The organism is Pseudonocardia sp. MH-G8, from assembly GCF_002262885.1.
Lineage (GTDB): Bacteria > Actinomycetota > Actinomycetes > Mycobacteriales > Pseudonocardiaceae > Pseudonocardia.
This window is the reverse complement of the sequence record NZ_NKYF01000039.1, coordinates 49,351-67,394: the sequence shown is the minus strand read 5'-3', so window position 1 is coordinate 67,394 and position 18,044 is coordinate 49,351. Positions and strand designations below refer to the sequence as shown.

Genomic DNA, 18,044 nt, shown 5'->3' with positions numbered 1-18,044 from the left:
ACGACGTCGTGTCGGGCAGATCCCATGACCGTCAGCGGGCAGCTTTCATGTCCGCCAGCGGGCAGCTTCGTGGCCGTCTCCGGGAATTTTCTCGTGGCCGCGGTCAGATGATCGCCGCGAGACGTACGTGACGGTGGTAGCGACCCCCATCCGGTACGGCTCGGACCGATCAACCCCGATCGCGGCGAGCCGTACACGAGGGTGGCAACGACAGCCCTCAGGTACGACTCGAACCGATCAGCACGGGAAGATCGCCGCGAGACGTACCTGACAGTGGCGGCGACCGCCATCCGGTGCGGCTCGGACCGATCAGATCGGGGCGATCGGGGCGATCGCGGCGAGCCGCACCTGACGGTGGCAGCGACCGCCATCCGGTACTGCTCGCGCCGATCCGGCGGGCCGTGGGCTACTGCGCGAGGTGCTCGAGGGCCGCGGTCGCGACGTCCTCCTCCGCAGGCCAGCCGGGGTAGGCGGGCGGGGTGCCGCCCCAGGCGGGGCACAGCGCCTTGTGGCTGCACCACTCGCACATGCGGCCGCGGTTGGGACGGAAATCGCCGCTCTCCCCCGCCTCCCGGATGGCGCGCCAGATCGCCTCCAGCGTGCGTTCGAACCGGCGCAGCTCAGCCTCGTCGGGCTCGTAGGTGAGCGACTCGCCGTCGGCCAGGTAGAGCAGGCGCAGCTGGGTGGGCACGACGCCGCGCAGCTGCAGCAGCGCCAGCGCGTAGAACTTCATCTGGAACAGCGCCTTGACCTCGGCGACCTCCCGGGGCGCCGCGCCGGTCTTGTAGTCGACCACGCGCACCTGCCCGGTGGCCGCGACGTCGAGCCGGTCGACGTAGCCACGCAGCAGCAGGCCCGACGCGAGCTCGGTCTCGACGAGCAGCTCGCGGGCCGCCGGCTCCAGCCGCCGCGGGTCCTCCATGCGGAAGTAGACCTCGAGCAGGGCGTCGGCGGACTCGAGCCACCGCGGCAGCTCGGGATCGTCCGGGCCCTCGAACAGCTGCTCCACCAGCTCGGGCAGCTCGGCGCACAGCTCCGCCCACACCGGCCGGACGAGCCCGCGCGCGGCCTCGGGCGCGCGCTGCGCGGCCGGCAGGTCGTAGAGCCGCTCGAGCACGGTGTGCACGAGGGTGCCGCGGATCTGGGCACGGGAGGGCAGCTCGGGCAGCCGGTCGATGGCCCGGAAGCGGTAGAGCAACGGGCACTGCTTGAAATCGCCCGCGCGCGAGGGCGACAGCGCGGGACGACGCCGCGGCGCCACCTCGCCGGGGCCGGTGGCGGCGGGGCTGGTTGCGGCACCCGCACTGTCGGTCACGCTCCGCAGGGTAGGCGAGGCCCCCGACACTCCCGGGCGGCGCCACTGCTCCGAACGGGTTGCTCTACCTTGACATGCGTGAAGACGCTTCCCGCCGCAGTCGCCGGCGCGCTGGCCGCCGCGCTGGTCGCGCTCTCTGCCTGCGGCACACCGGTGGCCGGCACGCCCGCCCCCCAACCCGGCCCGCCGCCCGCGGCCGCGCCGGACCCGGCCGCGGACCAGCAGGCCGTCGAAACCGTCTTCCGCGGCTACTACGAGGCGCTGCTCGCCCGCGACTTCGCCTCGGCGTGCGAGTTGAACGCCCCGGAGACCACCCAGCAGCTGCTGGCGAACCTGCAGTCCCGGGGCATCACCGCCGACACGTGCGAGGAGGCCTTCACAGCCGTCTACGCCATCCCGGGTGCCGCGGAGACCGTGGACGGGATCGTCAAGGGCGCCGAGGTCCAGGGGGTGGTCGTCACGGGCGACAACGCCGGGATCACGTGGTCGGCCGAGGTCAACGGTGCTCGCAACACGATCACGAGCCAGCTGCGCCGCGTCGACGGCCAGTGGCGCCTCGTCGACACCGGCACATGACCCTCGAGCCCTTCTACCGGCCCCTCGACGGTCCGGACGGCGCACGCTTCCACGCCACCGGATCGACGAGCGGGCCGTGGTTCGCCGACGCCCAGCACGTCGGGCCGCCCTCGGCGCTGCTGGTGCGCGCGCTGGAACGGCTCGACGGCCGGCCCGGCGGGCAGCTCGCCCGCCTCACCGTCGAGGTGCTCGGACCGGTCCCGACGGGCGAGGTGCAGGTCGCGGCTTCGGTGGAGCGGCCGGGACGCGCGATCGAGCTGCTCGCCGCCGAGATGAGCGCGGGCGGCCGGGCCGTCCTGCGCGCGCGGGCCTGGCGCCTGACCAGCGGCGACACCGCCGCGGTCGCGCTCGGCGCGGCCGAGCCGCTGGCGCCGGCGTCGCAGGGTGTGCTGCACCAGCGGCCCGAGGGGTGGCTGCCCGGCTTCCTCGACGCGCTGGAGTGGCGCTGGCTCTCCGGAGGGCTCGACGACCCGGGCCCGAGCACGGCGTGGCTGCGCCAGCGCGTGCCGCTCGTGGAGGGTGAGGACCCCACCCCCACCCAGCGGCTCGCGGTGGCCGCCGACTGCGCCAACGGCGTCGGCGCCCCGCTGGACGTGCGCAAGTGGCTCTTCGTGAACACCGAGCTGACCGTCCACCTGCACCGCCCCCCGGTGGGCGAGTGGATCGGCGTTCACGCGCGGACGGTGGTGGGCCCGACGGGCCTGGGCACGGTGGAAGGCCACCTCCACGACGAGGAAGGCCACACGGGCCACAGCGCACAGGCGCTGATCGTCCGCCCACGCTGAAATCCGCACCTTGGAGCCGTACTGCTGTTCCGCGCCCGGAAATTCAGCAGTGTGGCTCCAAGGTGCGGTTCGTGGAGCGGGTGGAGAGGGCTAGGGACGGATGCCGGTGCCGTCCACCGCGCGGCAGGAGCGGATCTCCGAGGTCAGGATCGCGCGCACGCCCAGCGCGGCGAGGTCGTCCATCACCTTGTTCGCCACGGTGCGGCGGACCATCGAGCGCACGGCCGACCAGTCGGGATCCGACAGCGGCGACACGGTGGGGGCCTGCATGCCCGGGGTGATGCGCTTGGCCTGCTCCAGGACGCTGTTGGGGCAGTCGTAGTCGAGCATCAGGTACTGCCGCGCGTAGACCACGCCCTGGATCCGTGCGGTGAAGACCTGCTTGGCCGCCTTGACCTCGACGGTCTCCGGCCGGTCCGGGCGCGGCTCGCGCTCGATGAGGGTGGCCTGGGACTCGGCGATCGCGTCGCCGAAGGCCACGAGGCCGTGCTGGCGCAGGGTGCGGCCGGAGGAGACGACGTCGGCGATCGCGTCGGCCAGCCCCAGCTGCACCGAGATCTCCACGGCACCGTCGAGCTTGATGATGTCGGCGCGGACGCGGTTGCGGGCCAGGTGGGCGCGGACCAGGCGCGGGTAGGACGTGGCGATCTTCTTGCTCTCGAGGTGGGCGATCGTCCACTTCTCACCGTCGTCGGCCAGCTCGGGCGCGGCGAAGCGGAACTTGGACGCCCCGAAGCCCAGCTCGATGACGCGCTTGACCTGGCTGCCGGACTCGTCCATGAGGTCGGCGCCCGTGATGCCCAGGTGCAGGTCCCCGGAGCCGACGTAGGTGGCGATGTCCTTGGGGCGCAGGTAGAAGAACTCGATCTCGTTCTCGTCGTCCAGCATGCTGAGGTCGCGGGAGTCCGAGCGCTGCCGGTACCCCGCCTCCCGCATCATGGTGGCGGCGGGCTCGGCCAGCGTCCCCTTGTTCGGGAGTGCGACGCGGAGCATGGGACTCTCCTCAAGAAGTGCCGTGCGGTGGGTCAGAGGTAGGAGTAGACGTCCTCGAGCGAGATCTTGCGCCCGATCATGAGGACCTGGATCCGGTAGAGGAGCTGGGAGATCTCCTCCGCCAGCGCGTCATCGGCCTCGTGCTCGGCCGCCAACCACACCTCACCGGCCTCTTCGAGCAGCTTCTTGCCCTGTGCGTGGACGCCGGCGTCGAGCGCGGCGACCGTGCCGGAGCCCTCGGGCCGGCGAGCGGCCCGCTCGGTGAGCTCGGCGAACAGCCCGTCGAAAGTCTTCACTTCGAACCCTCCTCTCCTCGTCAGTGTCATACGTCGGCACGCAGGGCGTGAATCGGCGCGCTCGTGGTGCTGCGCCCGGTTCCCACCCTGCGTCAGGTGGCGGTGTCAGCCTTTCACTACCCAGCATGATTCCGCCGAGCGGACCCCTACCCGGGACGAGTGGTCACGCAGCGCGCTTGCTCCGTGCCTGCGCGTAGCCAGCGCGGACGTCGGCGGCGGTGAGTCCCGCGAGGGAAGCGCGGTGGACGCGCTGCGGCCCGGCCGGCACCGGCACCTCGCACGGCACGACGAGCACCGCGACACCGGCCCGCTCGGCCGACATGGCACCGGTGGGCGAGTCCTCGACCGCGAGGCACTGCTGCGGGGCCACGCCCAGCAGCTCGGCGGCGCGCAGGTACGGATCCGGGGCCGGCTTGCCGTGCGGCACCTCGTCACCGCACACGGTGACGGTGAAGTGCTCGCGCCCGATGCTCTCCAGCGCCTGCTCGGTGAGCGAGCGCAGGGTGTTGGTGACCAGCGCCGTGGGCCACCCGGCGGCGCGGACGGTGCGCAGCGCGTCGAGGGCTCCCGGACGCCACTCCAGGCCGGCGGCGAACAGCTCGCCGGTGCGCTCGGTGAGCCATCGCTCGGCGGCGGCCAGCCGGTCGGCCTCGTGCGGGAGCCCGAGGTCGTCGAACATGATGCCCAGGCTGCGCGGCATGTTCGAGCCGACCATGTCCTCCCGCGCCCGGGCGCTCAGCTCGCCGCCGAGCCGGCGCGCCGTGTCCGCGAGGGAGATCGTCCAGACCTTCTCCGAGTCGACCAGCGTGCCGTCCATGTCCCACAGGACGGCGCCCGGATCTTCGCTAGCCAGCATTGAAGTACTTCGCCTCCGGGTGGTGGGCCACGAGCGCGTCGGTCGACTGCTCGGGATGCAGCTGCAGTTCCTCGGACAGCTCCACGCCGATCCGGCCGGGCTCCAGCAACTCCACGATCTTCGTGCGGTCCTCGAGGTTCGGGCAGGCGCCGTAGCCGAGCGAGTACCGCGCACCCCGGTAGCCGAGCTTGAAGAACTCCTCGACGTCGTCGGGGTCCTCGGCGGCCACCGCGGGTCCGGACGGGAACACCAGCTCCTCGCGGACGCGCCGGTGCCAGTATTCGGCCAACGCCTCGGTGAGCTGGACGCCCAGGCCGTGCACCTCGAGGTAGTCGCGGTAGGCGTCCTTGGCGAACAGCGCGTTCGCGTACTCGGCGATCGGCTGCCCCATCGTCACCAGGTGCAGCGGCAGCACGTCGACCACGCCCTCGGCGACGGCGCGCTCGCGCGGGCGCCAGAAATCGGCCAGGCACAGGTTCCGGTCGCGGCGCTGGCGGGGGAAGGTGAAGCGGAAGCGCTCCGCCGCCGAGGGCTGCGGCTCGCTCAGCACGACGAGCGAGTCGCCCTCCGCGACGGCCGGGAAGTACCCGTAGACGACGGCGGCGTGCGCGAGAACCCCCTCCGTGGACAGGCGTTCCAGCCAGTACCGCAGCCGCGGACGGCCTTCGGTCTCCACGAGCTCCTCGTAGCTGGGCCCACCGCCGCCCTTCGCGCCGCGCAGCCCCCACTGGCCCAGGAAGAGCGCCCGCTCGTCGACCATCCCCGAGTACTCGGCCAGCGCCACGCCCTTCACCACGCGGGTGCCCCAGAACGGCGGGGCCGGGATCGGGTTGTCCAGGTCCACGTCCGAGCGGGCCGGCAGCGGCCCGGCCGCCTCGGCCTCGGCCGCCTTGCGCTTCGCCGCGATGCGCTTGGACCGCTCGTGGCGGGCCTTGCGCTCGGCCTGCTTCGCCTCCTCCTCGGGGTCCACGGCGGGCGCGAGGCCGCGGGCCCGGGCCATCGTGGCGTCCATCAGCCGCAGGCCCTCGAACGCGTCGCGGGCGTAGTCGACCCGGCCCTCGTAGACCTCCGCGAGATCGTTCTCGACGTAGGAGCGGGTGAGCGCGGCGCCGCCGAGGAGCACGGGCAGCTCCTTCGCCATCCCGCGCCCGTTCATCTCCTGGAGGTTCTCCTTCATCACCACCGTGGACTTCACCAGCAGCCCGGACATGCCGACGGCGTCGGCCCGGTTCTCCTGGGCCGCGGACAGGATCGTGGAGATCGGCTGCTTGATGCCGAGGTTCACGACCGTGTAGCCGTTGTTGGTGAGGATGATGTCCACCAGGTTCTTGCCGATGTCGTGGACGTCGCCCTTGACGGTGGCGACCACGATGGTGCCCTTGCCCTGGTCGTCCTCGGACTTCTCCATGTGCGGTTCGAGGTGCGCCACCGCCGCCTTCATGACCTCGGCGGAGGCGAGCACGAACGGCAGCTGCATCTGCCCGGACCCGAACAGCTCGCCCACGGTCTTCATCCCGGCGAGCAGCGTGTCGTTGATGATCTCCAGGGCGGGCCGGGACTCCAACGCCTCCATGAGGTCGTCCTCGAGACCCTCGCGCTCGCCGTCGACGATGCGCCGCTCCAGGCGCTCGAACAGCGGGAGGCTGCCCAGCTCCTCGGCGCGGGTGGCGCGGGCCGAGGAGGCGGAGACGCCTTCGAACAGCTCCATGAACCTGTTCAGCGGGTCGTAGCCGTCGCGCCGCCGGTCGTAGACCAGGTCGAGCGCCACCGAGCGCTGCTCGTCCGGGATCTTGGACATCGGCAGGATCTTCGCCGCCGAGACGATCGCCGTGTCGAGACCCGCGTTCACGCACTCGTGCAGGAACACCGAGTTGAGCACCTGGCGCGCCGCGGCGTTGAGGCCGAACGAGACGTTGGAGACGCCGAGGGTCGTCTGCACGTCGGGGTGGCGGCGCTTCAGCTCGCGGATCGCCTCGATCGTCTCCAGCGCGTCGCGCCGGACCTCCTCCTGCCCGGTGGTGATCGGGAAGGTGAGCGTGTCGACGACGATGTCGTCGACGTGCATGCCGTGGTGGGTGGTCAGGTCCTGGATGAGCCGGTCGGCCACGCGCACCTTCCACTCCGCGGTGCGCGCCTGCCCCTCCTCGTCGATGCACAGCGCCACGACGGCGCAGCCGTGTTCGCGGACCAGCTCCATCGCCCGCTGGAAGCGCGAACCGGGGCCGTCGCCGTCCTCGTAGTTGACCGAGTTGATGATCGAGCGGCCGCCGAGGCGCTCCAGGCCGGCCCGCAGCACCTCGGGCTCGGTCGAGTCGAGCATCACCGGCAGCGTGGACGCCGTGGCGAGGCGGCCGGCCAGCTCGGCCATGTCGGCGACACCGTCGCGGCCCACGTAGTCCACGCAGAGGTCGATCAGGTGGGCGCCCTCGCGCGTCTGGTCACGGGCGATCCCGACGCAGGCCTCCCAGTCCTGGGCCAGCATCGCCTCGCGGAACTTCTTGGACCCGTTGGCGTTGGTGCGCTCCCCGACCATCAGCACGGAGGTGTCCTGGCGGAACGGCACGGCGGCGTAGAGGGACGCGACGCCGGGCTCCGGGCGCGGCGTGCGGACGGCGGGCGACACGTCGCGGATCGCTGCGGCCACGGCGCTGATGTGCGCCGGCGTGGTGCCGCAGCAGCCGCCGACCAGCCGCAGCCCGTAGTCGCGCACGAAGCCTACGAGCGCCTCGGCGAGCTCGTCGGGTGTGAGCGGGTACTCGGCGCCGTTCGGGCCCAGCTGCGGGAGGCCGGCGTTGGGCATGACCGAGAGCGGGATGCGCGCGTGCTTGGACAGGGTGCGCAGGTGCTCGCTCATCTCGGCCGGGCCGGTGGCGCAGTTCAACCCGATCAGGTCGACGCCCAGCGGCTCGATCGCCGCGAGCGCGGCCCCGATCTCGCTGCCCAGCAGCATCGTGCCGGTGGTCTCCACCGTGACCTGGGTGATCAGCGGGATGCGCCGGCCCTCGGCGGCCATCGCCCGTTGCATGCCGAGCACCGCCGCCTTCACCTGCAGCAGGTCCTGGCAGGTCTCCACGACGAACGCGTCGGCGCCCCCGGCGAGCAGCCCGCGGCCGCATTCGGCGTAGGCGTCGCGCAGGCGGGCGAAGGACTCGTGGCCCAGCGTGGGCAGCTTGGTGCCCGGCCCGACGGACCCCAGCACGAAGCGCGGGCGCTCGGGCGTGGCCATGTCGTCGGCGACCTCGCGGGCCAGGCGCGCGCCCTTCTCGGCCAGCTCCCGGATCCGCCCGGCGATGTCGTACTCGGCGAGGTTGGGCAGGTTCGCCCCGAACGTGTTGGTCTCGACCGCGTCGGCACCCGCCTCGAAGTAGGCGCGGTGGATGTGGCGCACCACGTCCGGGCGGGTGTCGTTGAGGATCTCGTTGCAGCCCTCGAGGCCGGCGAAGTCGTCCAGGGTGAGGTCGGCGCCCTGCAGCATCGTGCCCATCGCGCCGTCGGCGAGCAGAACGTGCCGCTCGAGCGAGTCGGAGAAGGTCGTGTCGAGATCGGACCGCACGTGCCCACGGTAGCCGTCCACGGGGGATGGACCGGTCGTGGCGCACGCCGGGCCGTAGGCTGGACCGATGACCGATCGCGACCCGGACACCGGAGCGTCGGGCGACCAGCCGCGGCTCGTCGAGCCGGTGATGATCGCCGCCTTCGAAGGGTGGAACGACGCCGGGGAGGCCGCCAGCACCGCGCTGGAGCACCTCGAGCTCAGCTGGGACGCCACGCCACTGACCTCGATCGACCCCGAGGAGTATTACGACTTCCAGGTCACGCGTCCGCACGTCCGGCTCGCCGACGGCGTCACCCGCAAGATCGAGTGGCAGACCACGCGGCTGTCCGTGGCCACCCTGCCCGGCACCGAACGGCACGTGGTGCTGGTCAACGGCATCGAGCCCAACCTGCGCTGGCGGGCCTTCTGCCGCGAGCTGCTGGGCCACGTCGACACGCTGGGCGTGACCAAGGTCATCACCCTCGGTGCGCTGCTGACCGACACCCCGCACACGCGGCCCACGCCGGTCACCGGCATCTCCTACGACAAGTCCTCCGCGGGCGAGCTGCGCGTGGAGCCCTCGACCTACCAGGGGCCCACCGGCATCGTCGGCGTCTTCCAGAACGCGTGCGTCGAGGCCGGGGTGCCCGCCGTGTCGTTCTGGGCGGCCGTGCCGCACTACGTCTCCCAGGCGCGCGTGCCCAAGGCCGCCGTCGCGCTGCTGCACCGGGTCGAGGAGCTGCTCGACGTCGAGGTGCCGCTCGGCGGGCTGCCCGAGCAGGCCGAGGAGTGGGAGCGCACGGTCTCGGAGATGGCCGAGGCCGACGACGAGGTGCGCGAGTACGTCCGCCAGCTCGAGGAGCAGGCCGAGGCCGAGGACGAGGACGAGCTCCCCGAGGCCGACGGCGACGCGATCGCCGCCGACTTCGAGCGCTACCTGCGACGCCGCGGCACGGGGGGCTCGGGCAACTGAACCACGCTCGGCGGTCCGGGGCGCTCGCCCGCGGCGGGCTCTACGCCGGGGCGTTCCTCGGCCCGTTCGGCGGCGGGATCACCGTCGCGATGCTCCCCGAGCTCGGCTCCGCCTACGACGTGTCGCCGGGCTCGGCCTCGCTCTCGCTCACGGCCTACCTGCTCCCGTTCGCCGCGGTGATGCTGTTCTCCGGCACGCTGGGCGAGCGGTGGGGACGCCGGCGCACGGTCGTCACCGCCTACGGCGTGTACGTGCTCGCCTCGGGGGCCTGCATCCTCGCGTCCGCGTTCCCGGTGTTCCTGGCCGCCCGGGCGCTGCAGGGCGCGGCCAACGCGTTCACCACCCCGCTGCTGCTGTCCGCGCTCGCCGCCGCGGTGCCCGCGCAGCGGCTGGGCCGGGCACTGGGTTGGTTCGGGTCGCTGCAGGCGGCCGGCCAGACCTCGGCGCCGCTGCTGGGCGGGTTCGCCGCCGAGGTGGACTGGCGGCTCGCCTTCGCCGGCGTCGCCGTCGTGGCCGCGCTCCTCATCGTGATCGGCATCCCGGCCGAGGCCCGGCCCGGTGCCGTGCGGCCTGGCCTGGGCGACGCGTTGCGAGCCGCGATGCGGCCCGCGGTCCTGCGGGCGGGCGTGGCCGCGGCGCTGGGCTGGGGGTGCCTGGCCGGGCTGAACTTCCTCGTCGCGCTGCGGCTGGAGGAGGAGTTCGGGATCGGCGCGGGCCCGCGAGGGCTGCTGCTGACCGGCCTCGGCGTGGCGGGCCTGCTCACCGCCCGGCTCGTCGGCGGCGGCGTCGACCGGATCGGGGGGCGCCGCAGCGTCCTGCTCGGCGCGGGGCTGGGCGCCGTCGTGGTGGTGGCGGTCGGCGCGCTCCCCGCCGTCTGGCCGGTCGCTCTCGCCTGGGCGGCGGGCGGCGTGGCCAGCCAGCTGCTGATGGTGGGCGTCAACGCGATGGTCCTGGGCACCGCGGAGAACCGGGGAGGGGCGGTGTCGGTGGTGCAGGCCGTGCGGTTCGGTGGTGGGGCCCTGAGCCCGGTGGCGATCACGCCGATCTACCACGCCGACCCGCTCGCCGGCTTCCTCGTGCCGGCCGCGCTGCTGGCGGTGGCGGTGCCGGCCACGCTCGCGCGAGGCGGTCAGGACCCCAGCACGGACAGCAACGCCCGGGCGTAGGCGCGCTCCGCGTCGACGTCCACGTGCCGCTCCTCGGCGCCGTCGGCGCCCACGACCACCACGGCCAACCCCTCGCCGATCGGTTCGAGTCGCCGGAAGCGCGGGCCGAGCGCCTCGCGCAGCTGCCCCTCGTGCGGCAGCCACACCACCGACTCCTGCGGCACGCTGTCCAGCGCCCACTCGGTGGTGCCGTTGAAGCGGATCAGCGGGCCGGTGGGCGCCTGGTGGACGTCGATGGTCAGCTCGCTCACCACGAACACGTCGGCGTCCATCTCCCGGCTCGGGATGACGAACCGGTCACCGGAGCGGGGCCGCCACTCGAGGCCCGCGGCGCGCAGCCGCAGGGCCAGCTCGACGCTGATCATGCCTTCACCGTGCTCATGCGCTGTGCCGCCGCAGATCGGCCAGGTCCACCCAGTCCAGGGTGCGGGCGTGCGTGGCCTCCAGCACCACCGGCGGCGCCACGCCGGCGGCGAGCGCCTCGACCCAGCGATCGGCGCACAGGCACCAGCGGTCGCCCGGCTGGAGCCCGGCGAACCCGTGCTCGGGTCGCGGTGTGGACAGGTCGTTGCCCCGCTCGGCGCTGAACGCCAGGAACTCGGCCGTGACCTGCGCGCAGACCGTGTGCACACCGTTGTCGTCGGCGCCGGTGTCGCAGCAGCCGGTGCGGTAGAAGCCGGTCATCGGTTCGGTGCCGCAGGTCTGGAGCCCACCGCCGAGCACGTTGTGCGCCATGTGCCCCACCCAACCAGAACGGGTAGGCCCACCGCATGACCGAGCCGGACCAACCCCAGCCCGAGGCCCCGCGACCGCCGGGGACACCGGATGTGGATCTCGACGTGCCCGTCCGTGGCGACGGCGACGATCAGCCCGGCAACCAGCCCGCCGACGAGGACGTGCAGCGCGACGCGGGCACGATGGAGCCACCCGACTGACGACGATCCCGACGACGATCCCGACTATCGGCTCATGATCGGGCCGGCGGCGCCAGGTCGATCCCGAGCAGGGCGTCGATCGCCTCGCGGGCCCGTGCGGGAGCGGTGGTGTCGCTGCCGCGGCGCTCCAGCGCCTCCCCGGCCCACGCGTCCACCGCGGCCAGCGCGCCCGGGGTGTCCAGGTCGTCGGCGAGGTGGGTGCGCAGCCGCGCGACCAGCTCGTCCGCGGGCGGGGCGGCGGGCAGCGCCACCGCGGAGCGCCAGCGGTCCAACCGCTGCTCGGCCGTGGCCAGCAGGTCCGCGGTCCACGCGCGGTCGGCGCGGTAGTGCCCGGCGAGCAGCGCGAGCCGCACGGCGGCCATGTCGACACCGTCGGCGCGCAGCTTCGAGACGAACACGAGGTTGCCGCGCGACTTCGACATCTTCTCGCCGTCGAGCCCGATCATCCCGGTGTGCACGTAGTGCCGGGCGAACGGGTGCACGCCGGTGTGCGCCTCGGCGTGCGCCGCCCCGAACTCGTGGTGCGGGAAGACCAGGTCCGACCCGCCGCCGTTGAGATCGATCTGGGTGCCGAGGCGGTTGAGCGCGATCGCGGTGCACTCGACGTGCCACCCCGGGCGGCCGGCGCCCAGGTCGGACTCCCACGACGGCTCGCCCTCCCGGGCGGTGCGCCACAGCAGGGCGTCGTTGGGGTGGCGCTTGCCGGGCCGGTCCGGGTCGCCGCCGCGCTCCCGGGACAGCTCGATCATCGTGGCCTCGTCGTAGTTCGACTCGTACCCGAAGTGGCCGCTGGAGCTCGAGTCGAAGTAGACGTCGGGGTGCTCGGGGTCGTCCACGCGGTACGCGGCGCCCTCGGCGAGGAGCTTGCCCACCAGCTCGGAGATCTCCCCCATCGCCTCGACGGCGCCGACGAACTGCCGCGGCGCCAGCACCCGCAGCGCCTCCATGTCCTCGCGGAACAGCGCCGTCTCGCGCATGCCGAGCACGACCCAGTCGTCCTGGTCGCGGGCCGCGCGCTCCAGCAGCGGGTCGTCGATGTCGGTGACGTTCTGCACGTAGTGCACGTCGTGGCCGAGGTCGCGCCACAGCCGGTTGACCAGGTCGAACGCGAGGTAGGTGGCCGCGTGCCCGAGGTGGGTGGCGTCGTAGGGGGTGATGCCGCAGACGTACATCGTGGCCTCTTGCCCGGGCGCCGTCGGGCGGATCCGGTGGGTGGCGGTGTCGTGCAGGCGCAACGGCGGACCGGCGCCTTCCACCCGCGGGACGTCGACGGATGCCCAGGTCTGCATACCCGACAACCTACGCGGCCGTCCGGAGTGCGCGGGGTCACGGTGCTATAGTTTGGACGCCCGCCCAAGGCGATCGACCAGGAGGAGACATGAGCGTGACCGCGACCGAGCGTGGACGCGAGGTCCGGCGTCGGCTGCTGCAGGCGGCTCGCGAGCTCGTGCCCGAGCGCGGCTGGGCGGGGGTGAGCACGCGGGTGGTCGCCGAGCGGGCGGGCGTCGCGCCGGGTCTCGTGCACTACCACTTCGCCTCGTTGCAGGCCCTGCTGACCGAAGCCGCGGTCGGCGCGATGCGCGATGCCGTCGGCGCCGCGGCGCCCCTGCTCGAGCGGGCCCGCACCCCCGGCGAGCTCGTCGACCTGCTCGTGGCCGAGGTGGACCGCTACACCGGCGCCGACCCCGCCTCGTTGCTGGCCACCGAGACCTACCTCGCCGCGACCCGCGACGCGGCGCTGCACCGCGAGCTGGCCGAGGTGCTGGAGGACTTCCGCAGCCGCATCGCCGCGTGGTTGCAGGCGCACGGCGTCGGTGAACCGGACGCCACCGCCGCGGTGCTGGCCGCCGCGATCGACGGCGTGCTCCTGCACCGCGCTCTGGCCCCGCAGCCCGCCGGCGCCATCGGCCCCGTCCTGCAGCGGATCGTCACCCACCACGGAGGATGCTGATGAAGGTCGTGATCTGCGGAGCCGGCATCTCCGGGCTCGCGCTCGCCCACCGGATGCGCACGCACGGCTGGGACGTCGTGGTGCTGGAGAAGGCGCCCGGCCCCCGCACCCAGGGCTACATGATCGATTTCTTCGGTGTCGGGTACGACGCCGCCGAGGCGATGGGGCTGCTGCCCGCACTCGAGGAGGTCGGGTACCGCATCGCCGAGGCGCAGTACGTCGACGACGGCGGCCGGGTCCGAGCGAGCCTGGGCTTCGCGCAGTTCGGGGCGACGGTGAACGACAGGCTGCTGAGCCTGATGCGCCCGGACCTCGAAGACGTGCTGCGCACGCACCTGCCCGACGGCGTTGACCTGCGCTTCGCCACCAGCATCACCGGGATCGCGCAGGAAACCGGCGGCGTGCGCCTCACCCTCACCGACGGGAGCACCCTCGCCGCCGACCTGCTCGTCGGGGCCGACGGCATCCACTCCACGGTGCGGCGGCTCGCCTTCGGCGAGGAGCGGCAGTTCCTGCGCTACCTGGGCTTCCACGTCGCCGCGTACCTGTTCCGCGATCCCCTGATCGAGGCCGAGACCCGGGACCGGTACGCCATCACCGACACCCCGGGCAGCCAGATGGGCTTCTACGGCCTGCGCGACGGGCGGGTCGCGACGTTCGCGGTGCACCGCACGCCCGACCCGGCCCTGCCTGCGGACGTGCGCGCAGCGGTGCAGGCGGCGTACGGATCACTGGGGTGGATCGCGCCACGCGCGCTGCAGCACCGCCCGCCGCCGGAGGACATCTACTACGACCAGGTCGCGCAGATCGTGATGCCCAGGTGGAGTACGAACCGGGTCACGCTGGTCGGCGACGCCTGCTATGCGGTGTCCCCACTGGCCGGTCAGGGCGCCTCGCTCGGCGTCGGCGGCGCGTTCGTGCTCGCCGAGGAGCTGGAGCGCGCACCGTCGATCGAGGCAGGGCTGGAGCACTACGAGCAGGCTCTGCGGCCGGTGGCCGAGGAGAAGCAGCAGGCGGGCCGCCAGACTGCGCGCTGGTTCCTGCCCGCCTCGCAGCGGCAGGTCCGCCTGCGGCGCGTCGCGCTGGCGCTCGCCCGCCTCCCCTGGTTCAACCGGCTGGTCGCCACCAGCATCGCCGGCAAGCAGACCGCGGTGGTCGCCCGCCTCGCCCGCCGGAGCTCCCCGACCTGGTGAGCCGAGGGCGACCTCCCGCGAGTCGCGCCCCGGCAGAACGCGCCGCGGCCGCGACACCAGTGCCCCAGGGCGACTCGCGCGCCTCACCACCACTCGTGGGGCAGCTTCGCCTCGATGTCGCGCACGTGGCGACGGGTGCACGACGGGCACAGCCAGTGCTCGCGCCCGTCGGGGTCGCGCTCCCGGACCCAGGCCAGCGCGTCCGCGGCGCGGGCGTCGCGCGTCGTCGCGCACTGCCGGCAACCCGGCACATCGGTCGGCACGCCTTCGAGCATCCCCTCTTGCCCGCGGCTGCGCCGTCTGACAATCTGAGCCAAGTCATCTAGACCAAACGTCTACTTCTGCGAGGGCACGCGTGCGCAGCGTCATCGGCCTCGACATCGGTGGCTCGAAGACCCACGGGATCCGCGCCACCGACGGCACCACGGTGGCCGAGGCGGTGGCCGGGAGCGCCAACCTCGCTGCCGTGGGGCCGGTCGAGGCGGGCCGCCAGCTCGACGCGGTTCTCGCCGGGCTCGGGACGGACGAGGTCGACGCGGTGTGCGCGGGCGCGGCCGGCGCCGACGGGGCCGAGTCGGTGGCCACCATGGTGCGCCTGCTGCGCGACCGCGTCCCGGGAGCCGCGGTCAGCGTCGTGCACGATGCGCGGCTCGTGCTCGCCGCGGCCGACCTGGACGCCGGCGTGGCGCTGATCGCCGGCACCGGGTCCGTCGCCTGGGGCGCCCGCGCCGACGGGGCCACGGCCCGCGCGGGCGGCTGGGGGCACCTGCTCGGCGACGAGGGCAGCGGCTACCGCGTGGCGCTGGACGCGGTGCGCCACTGCCTGGACCGGATGGACGCCGGCCGGCCCGTCGACGCGCTCGGCGCCGCGCTCCTGGACGGCATCGGCCTCGCCGGCCCGCACCAGTTGATCGACTTCGTCTACACGCGGCAGGACCGCCGCTACTGGGCCGAGCAGGCGCGGGTGGTCACCGCGGTGGCCGGGCAGGGCGACACCGCCGCACGCACGATCCTCGACGCGGCTGCCGACGCGCTCACCGCGCTCGCCGTCCGGGTGCTCGAACGCCTCGACCGTCCCGGCCCGGTGGTGCTCGGCGGCGGTTTCGCCGTGCACGAGCCGCTCGTGCAGGACGCGGTGCGCGAACGGCTGGCCGGCACCGAGGTGCGGGCCCTCGCCGAGCCCCCCGCCGCCGGTGCCGTGCGCCTCGCGGCAGCCCTTCCCCGTCCCGACTTGGAGTCCTTGAGATGACTGCGCTCGCCACCGACCGGCCAGGCCGCCTGATGAGCGCGGAGATCGCCGAACAGCCCGCCGTGTGGCGCCGGCTGCTCGCCGAGGGCGGCGCGGCCGGGATCGACGACGCCGCGGCGCTCATCCGCAGCCGGCGCCCGCGGGCGGTCCTGTTCGTCGCACGGGGCACCAGCGATCACGCCGCCCTCTACGCGAAGTACCTCGTCGAGATCCGGCACGGCCTGCCGGCGGGGCTCGTCTCGCCCTCGACCATGACGGCCTACGGGGCCCGGCCCGACCTGCACGACGTGCTCATGATCGGGATCAGCCAGTCCGGCGGCTCCCCCGACCTGGTCCGTTCCCTCGAGGTGGCCCGCGAGCAGGGCGCGCTCACGGTCGCTGTCACCAACGACCCCTCCTCGGCGCTGGCGCGCGCCGCGCACACGCACGTCGACGTGCTGGCCGGTGCGGAGCGGTCGGTCGCGGCCACGAAGTCCTACACCGCACAGCTGCTCGCGCTGTACCTGCTGCTCGAGCGGGTGCGCGAGGTGGACGGGCGGGTCGCGGCCGCCCCGCTGCCGGACCTGGGTGACGCGCTCCTCGCCCGGCGTCACGAGCTCACCGAGATCGCGCAGCGCTACCGGTTCGCGCAGCGGATGCTCACCACCGCGCGCGGCTACTCCTACCCCACCGCGCGGGAGGCGGCTCTGAAGCTGATGGAGACCTCCTACGCCTCGGCGCAGGCGTTCTCCGGCGCCGACCTGCTGCACGGGCCGCTCGCGCTGGTCGACCCGCAGGTGCCCGTGTTCGCCGTCGTGGCCGCCGGCGTCGGCGGCGACGCGATGGGCGACGTGCTGCCGCGGCTCGCCGAGCGCAACGCCGACGTGTGCTGCGTGGGTCACGCAGGCGCGGTGGCCGGTGCGGCGGTCGGGTTCGCGCTGCCCGAGGGCGCGCCCGAGGAGCTCTCGCCGCTGCTGGAGATCCTTCCCTTCCAGCTGCTCGCGCTCGACGTCGCCGTCGGTCGTGGAGGGGACCCCGACGCGCCGCGGGGGCTCTCCAAGATCACGGAGACCCTGTGATCGTTCCTGTGGAGGTCCTCTCCGCGGCCACGCTGGTCGCCGACGGGGTACCGGTCGGGCCGGGATGGGTGGAGCTGGCCGGGGACCGGATCGCCGCCGTCGGGGCGGGCGCGCCGCCCCGTCCCGCGGACGTCGACCTCGGCGACGCCGTGCTCGTCCCGGGGTTCGTGGACATGCACGTGCACGGCGGCGCGGGGGCTGCGTTCCCCGACGGTGACGCCGACGCCGCGCTGCGCGCCGTGCGCTTCCACCGGGCGCACGGCACCACCACGATGGTGGCGAGCCTGGTGACCGCCGGCCCGGACGACCTGCTGAAGGCGGTCGACGCGCTCGCCGATCTGGTGGTCGACGGCGAGCTCGCCGGGGTGCACCTGGAAGGCCCGTGGCTCGCCGCCGGGCGCTGCGGTGCGCACGACCCCCGCCGGCTGCGCGACCCCGACCCCGACGAGCTCGACCGGCTCCTGCACGCGGCCGGCGGCGCCGTCCGCATGGTCACGCTCGCACCGGAACGGGCGGGCGGCCTGGACGCGGTGCGCCGGATCGTCGGCGCGGGGGCCGTCGCCGCCCTCGGCCACACCGACGCGAGCTACGCGCTCACCCGCGAGGCCATCGAGGCCGGAGCCCGAGTGGGCACGCACCTGTTCAACGCCATGGCCCCGGTGCACCACCGCGAGCCCGGGCCGGCCGTGGCGCTGCTCGAGGACGACCGCGTCACCGTCGAGTTGGTGACCGACGGCCTGCACGTGCACCCGGCCCTGTGGGAGCACGTCGTGCGCACGGCCGGCCCCGAGCGCGTGGCCGCGGTGACCGATGCGATGGCCGCCGCCGGCATGCCCGACGGGCAGTACCACCTGGGAGCGATGCGCGTGGCGGTCACCGACGGGGTGGCCCGGCTGGCGCCGGGCTCCGACGGTCGCGCGGGCGCCATCGCGGGCAGCACCGCCACCGCCGACGCGCTGTTCGCGAACGTCGTGCGGCACGCCGCCGTGCCGCGGGCCGAGGCGTTGCGCCGCGCCGTGGCGCTGACCTCCACGAGCCCGGCCCGCGCCCTCGGCCTCACCGACGTGGGCGCGATCGCGGAGGGGAAGCGCGCCGACCTGGTGGTCCTGAACCCCGCCCTGGAGGTGCGGACGGTGTACCGAGCAGGCCACCCCTGACGACCC

General features: G+C 73.8%; 19 protein-coding genes. 10 read left to right on the top strand and 9 right to left on the bottom strand.

Annotation, left to right across the window (positions count from 1 at the left end; all coding sequences use genetic code 11):
• Window positions 1–406: 406 nt before the first annotated feature.
• A complete protein-coding gene (locus CFP66_RS43495) occupies window positions 407–1,315 on the bottom strand; it encodes a RecB family exonuclease (RefSeq protein ID WP_198962079.1) in 909 nt (302 codons plus the stop codon).
• A 78-nt stretch (window positions 1,316–1,393) separates the two neighbouring features.
• Here CFP66_RS43495 and CFP66_RS43490 point away from each other — a divergent pair, with 78 nt between their 5' ends.
• Window positions 1,394–1,891 carry a hypothetical protein gene (locus CFP66_RS43490; protein ID WP_094931233.1) on the top strand — a complete coding sequence of 166 codons (498 nt, stop codon included), beginning with the start codon at window positions 1,394–1,396 and terminating at the stop codon, window positions 1,889–1,891.
• The gene (locus tag CFP66_RS43485) at window positions 1,888–2,676 is read left to right on the top strand and encodes a thioesterase family protein (protein ID WP_094931232.1); all 789 of its coding nucleotides are present in this window, start codon (window positions 1,888–1,890) and stop codon (window positions 2,674–2,676) included. Before CFP66_RS43490 ends, CFP66_RS43485 begins: the two co-directional genes overlap by 4 nt.
• Before the next feature lie 90 nt (window positions 2,677–2,766).
• On the opposite strand, the gene hisG is transcribed toward CFP66_RS43485, so the two are convergent.
• The 4 genes from hisG to metH form a co-directional block, all read right to left on the bottom strand.
• Window positions 2,767–3,669 (bottom strand): ATP phosphoribosyltransferase, encoded by a 903-nt coding sequence (gene hisG, locus CFP66_RS43480; protein ID WP_094931231.1) that lies wholly within the window; start codon window positions 3,667–3,669, stop codon window positions 2,767–2,769.
• 32 nt (window positions 3,670–3,701) lie between these two features.
• Window positions 3,702–3,965, bottom strand: coding sequence for a phosphoribosyl-ATP diphosphatase (locus tag CFP66_RS43475; protein WP_094931230.1), 264 nt, complete (start codon window positions 3,963–3,965; stop codon window positions 3,702–3,704).
• Window positions 3,966–4,128: 163 nt separating this feature from the next.
• Window positions 4,129–4,821 (bottom strand): HAD family phosphatase, encoded by a 693-nt coding sequence (locus CFP66_RS43470; RefSeq protein ID WP_094931229.1) that lies wholly within the window; start codon window positions 4,819–4,821, stop codon window positions 4,129–4,131.
• The gene (gene metH, locus CFP66_RS43465; RefSeq protein WP_094931243.1) at window positions 4,811–8,374 is read right to left on the bottom strand and encodes a methionine synthase; all 3,564 of its coding nucleotides are present in this window, start codon (window positions 8,372–8,374) and stop codon (window positions 4,811–4,813) included. Before metH ends, CFP66_RS43470 begins: the two co-directional genes overlap by 11 nt.
• A 67-nt stretch (window positions 8,375–8,441) precedes the next feature.
• On the opposite strand from metH, the gene CFP66_RS43460 reads away from it, so the two are divergent.
• On the top strand, window positions 8,442–9,329 hold the full coding sequence (locus CFP66_RS43460; RefSeq protein WP_094931228.1) for a PAC2 family protein: 888 nt from the start codon (window positions 8,442–8,444) through the stop codon (window positions 9,327–9,329).
• Between the two features lie 89 nt (window positions 9,330–9,418).
• Entirely contained in the window at window positions 9,419–10,495 is a 1,077-nt protein-coding gene (locus tag CFP66_RS43455; RefSeq protein WP_233160217.1) for an MFS transporter, read from the top strand.
• On the opposite strand, the gene CFP66_RS43450 is transcribed toward CFP66_RS43455, so the two are convergent.
• Window positions 10,459–10,860, bottom strand: coding sequence for a pilus assembly protein CpaE (locus CFP66_RS43450; RefSeq protein ID WP_094931227.1), 402 nt, complete (start codon window positions 10,858–10,860; stop codon window positions 10,459–10,461). The two genes, CFP66_RS43455 and CFP66_RS43450, sit on opposite strands and share 37 nt — an antisense overlap.
• A 13-nt stretch (window positions 10,861–10,873) precedes the next feature.
• Complete coding sequence (locus CFP66_RS43445; protein ID WP_094931226.1) at window positions 10,874–11,230, bottom strand: DUF2237 family protein; 357 nt, start codon at window positions 11,228–11,230, stop codon at window positions 10,874–10,876.
• Between the two features lie 35 nt (window positions 11,231–11,265).
• Here CFP66_RS43445 and CFP66_RS48330 point away from each other — a divergent pair, with 35 nt between their 5' ends.
• The gene (locus CFP66_RS48330) at window positions 11,266–11,430 is read left to right on the top strand and encodes a hypothetical protein (RefSeq protein WP_158228444.1); all 165 of its coding nucleotides are present in this window, start codon (window positions 11,266–11,268) and stop codon (window positions 11,428–11,430) included.
• A 32-nt stretch (window positions 11,431–11,462) separates the two neighbouring features.
• On the opposite strand, the gene mshC is transcribed toward CFP66_RS48330, so the two are convergent.
• Window positions 11,463–12,719: a cysteine--1-D-myo-inosityl 2-amino-2-deoxy-alpha-D-glucopyranoside ligase gene (mshC, locus tag CFP66_RS43440; RefSeq protein WP_094931225.1), complete on the bottom strand. Its 1,257-nt coding sequence runs from the start codon at window positions 12,717–12,719 to the stop codon at window positions 11,463–11,465.
• An 89-nt stretch (window positions 12,720–12,808) separates the two neighbouring features.
• On the opposite strand from mshC, the gene CFP66_RS43435 reads away from it, so the two are divergent.
• Window positions 12,809–13,381, top strand: a complete 573-nt coding sequence (locus CFP66_RS43435; RefSeq protein WP_094931224.1) for a TetR/AcrR family transcriptional regulator — start codon at window positions 12,809–12,811, stop codon at window positions 13,379–13,381.
• Window positions 13,381–14,574, top strand: coding sequence for an FAD-dependent monooxygenase (locus CFP66_RS43430; protein WP_094931223.1), 1,194 nt, complete (start codon window positions 13,381–13,383; stop codon window positions 14,572–14,574). Before CFP66_RS43435 ends, CFP66_RS43430 begins: the two co-directional genes overlap by 1 nt.
• An 83-nt stretch (window positions 14,575–14,657) precedes the next feature.
• On the opposite strand, the gene CFP66_RS43425 is transcribed toward CFP66_RS43430, so the two are convergent.
• The gene (locus CFP66_RS43425; RefSeq protein ID WP_233160216.1) at window positions 14,658–14,837 is read right to left on the bottom strand and encodes a hypothetical protein; all 180 of its coding nucleotides are present in this window, start codon (window positions 14,835–14,837) and stop codon (window positions 14,658–14,660) included.
• 92 nt (window positions 14,838–14,929) lie between these two features.
• Here CFP66_RS43425 and CFP66_RS43420 point away from each other — a divergent pair, with 92 nt between their 5' ends.
• Genes CFP66_RS43420 through nagA form a run of 3 tightly spaced genes read left to right on the top strand, consistent with a single transcriptional unit; the run spans window position 14,930 to window position 18,038 of the window.
• The gene (locus CFP66_RS43420; RefSeq protein WP_094931221.1) at window positions 14,930–15,823 is read left to right on the top strand and encodes an N-acetylglucosamine kinase; all 894 of its coding nucleotides are present in this window, start codon (window positions 14,930–14,932) and stop codon (window positions 15,821–15,823) included.
• Window positions 15,820–16,881, top strand: coding sequence for an SIS domain-containing protein (locus CFP66_RS43415; RefSeq protein ID WP_094931220.1), 1,062 nt, complete (start codon window positions 15,820–15,822; stop codon window positions 16,879–16,881). The genes CFP66_RS43420 and CFP66_RS43415 overlap by 4 nt, the downstream gene beginning before the upstream one ends.
• On the top strand, window positions 16,878–18,038 hold the full coding sequence (nagA, locus tag CFP66_RS43410) for an N-acetylglucosamine-6-phosphate deacetylase (RefSeq protein ID WP_198962078.1): 1,161 nt from the start codon (window positions 16,878–16,880) through the stop codon (window positions 18,036–18,038). Before CFP66_RS43415 ends, nagA begins: the two co-directional genes overlap by 4 nt.
• Window positions 18,039–18,044 lie beyond the last annotated feature (6 nt).

Coding starts and splice junctions, on each gene's coding strand:
- CFP66_RS48330 (WP_158228444.1), top strand. CDS start 11,266: ATGACCGAGCCGGACCAACCCCAGCCCGAGGCCCCGCGACCGCCGGGG.
- CFP66_RS43455 (WP_233160217.1), top strand. CDS start 9,419: ATGCTCCCCGAGCTCGGCTCCGCCTACGACGTGTCGCCGGGCTCGGCC.
- CFP66_RS43435 (WP_094931224.1), top strand. CDS start 12,809: ATGAGCGTGACCGCGACCGAGCGTGGACGCGAGGTCCGGCGTCGGCTG.
- CFP66_RS43485 (WP_094931232.1), top strand. CDS start 1,888: ATGACCCTCGAGCCCTTCTACCGGCCCCTCGACGGTCCGGACGGCGCA.
- CFP66_RS43460 (WP_094931228.1), top strand. CDS start 8,442: ATGACCGATCGCGACCCGGACACCGGAGCGTCGGGCGACCAGCCGCGG.
- CFP66_RS43415 (WP_094931220.1), top strand. CDS start 15,820: ATGACTGCGCTCGCCACCGACCGGCCAGGCCGCCTGATGAGCGCGGAG.
- CFP66_RS43430 (WP_094931223.1), top strand. CDS start 13,381: ATGAAGGTCGTGATCTGCGGAGCCGGCATCTCCGGGCTCGCGCTCGCC.
- CFP66_RS43470 (WP_094931229.1), bottom strand. CDS start 4,821: ATGCTGGCTAGCGAAGATCCGGGCGCCGTCCTGTGGGACATGGACGGC.
- CFP66_RS43450 (WP_094931227.1), bottom strand. CDS start 10,860: ATGATCAGCGTCGAGCTGGCCCTGCGGCTGCGCGCCGCGGGCCTCGAG.
- hisG (WP_094931231.1), bottom strand. CDS start 3,669: ATGCTCCGCGTCGCACTCCCGAACAAGGGGACGCTGGCCGAGCCCGCC.
- CFP66_RS43445 (WP_094931226.1), bottom strand. CDS start 11,230: ATGGCGCACAACGTGCTCGGCGGTGGGCTCCAGACCTGCGGCACCGAA.
- mshC (WP_094931225.1), bottom strand. CDS start 12,719: ATGCAGACCTGGGCATCCGTCGACGTCCCGCGGGTGGAAGGCGCCGGT.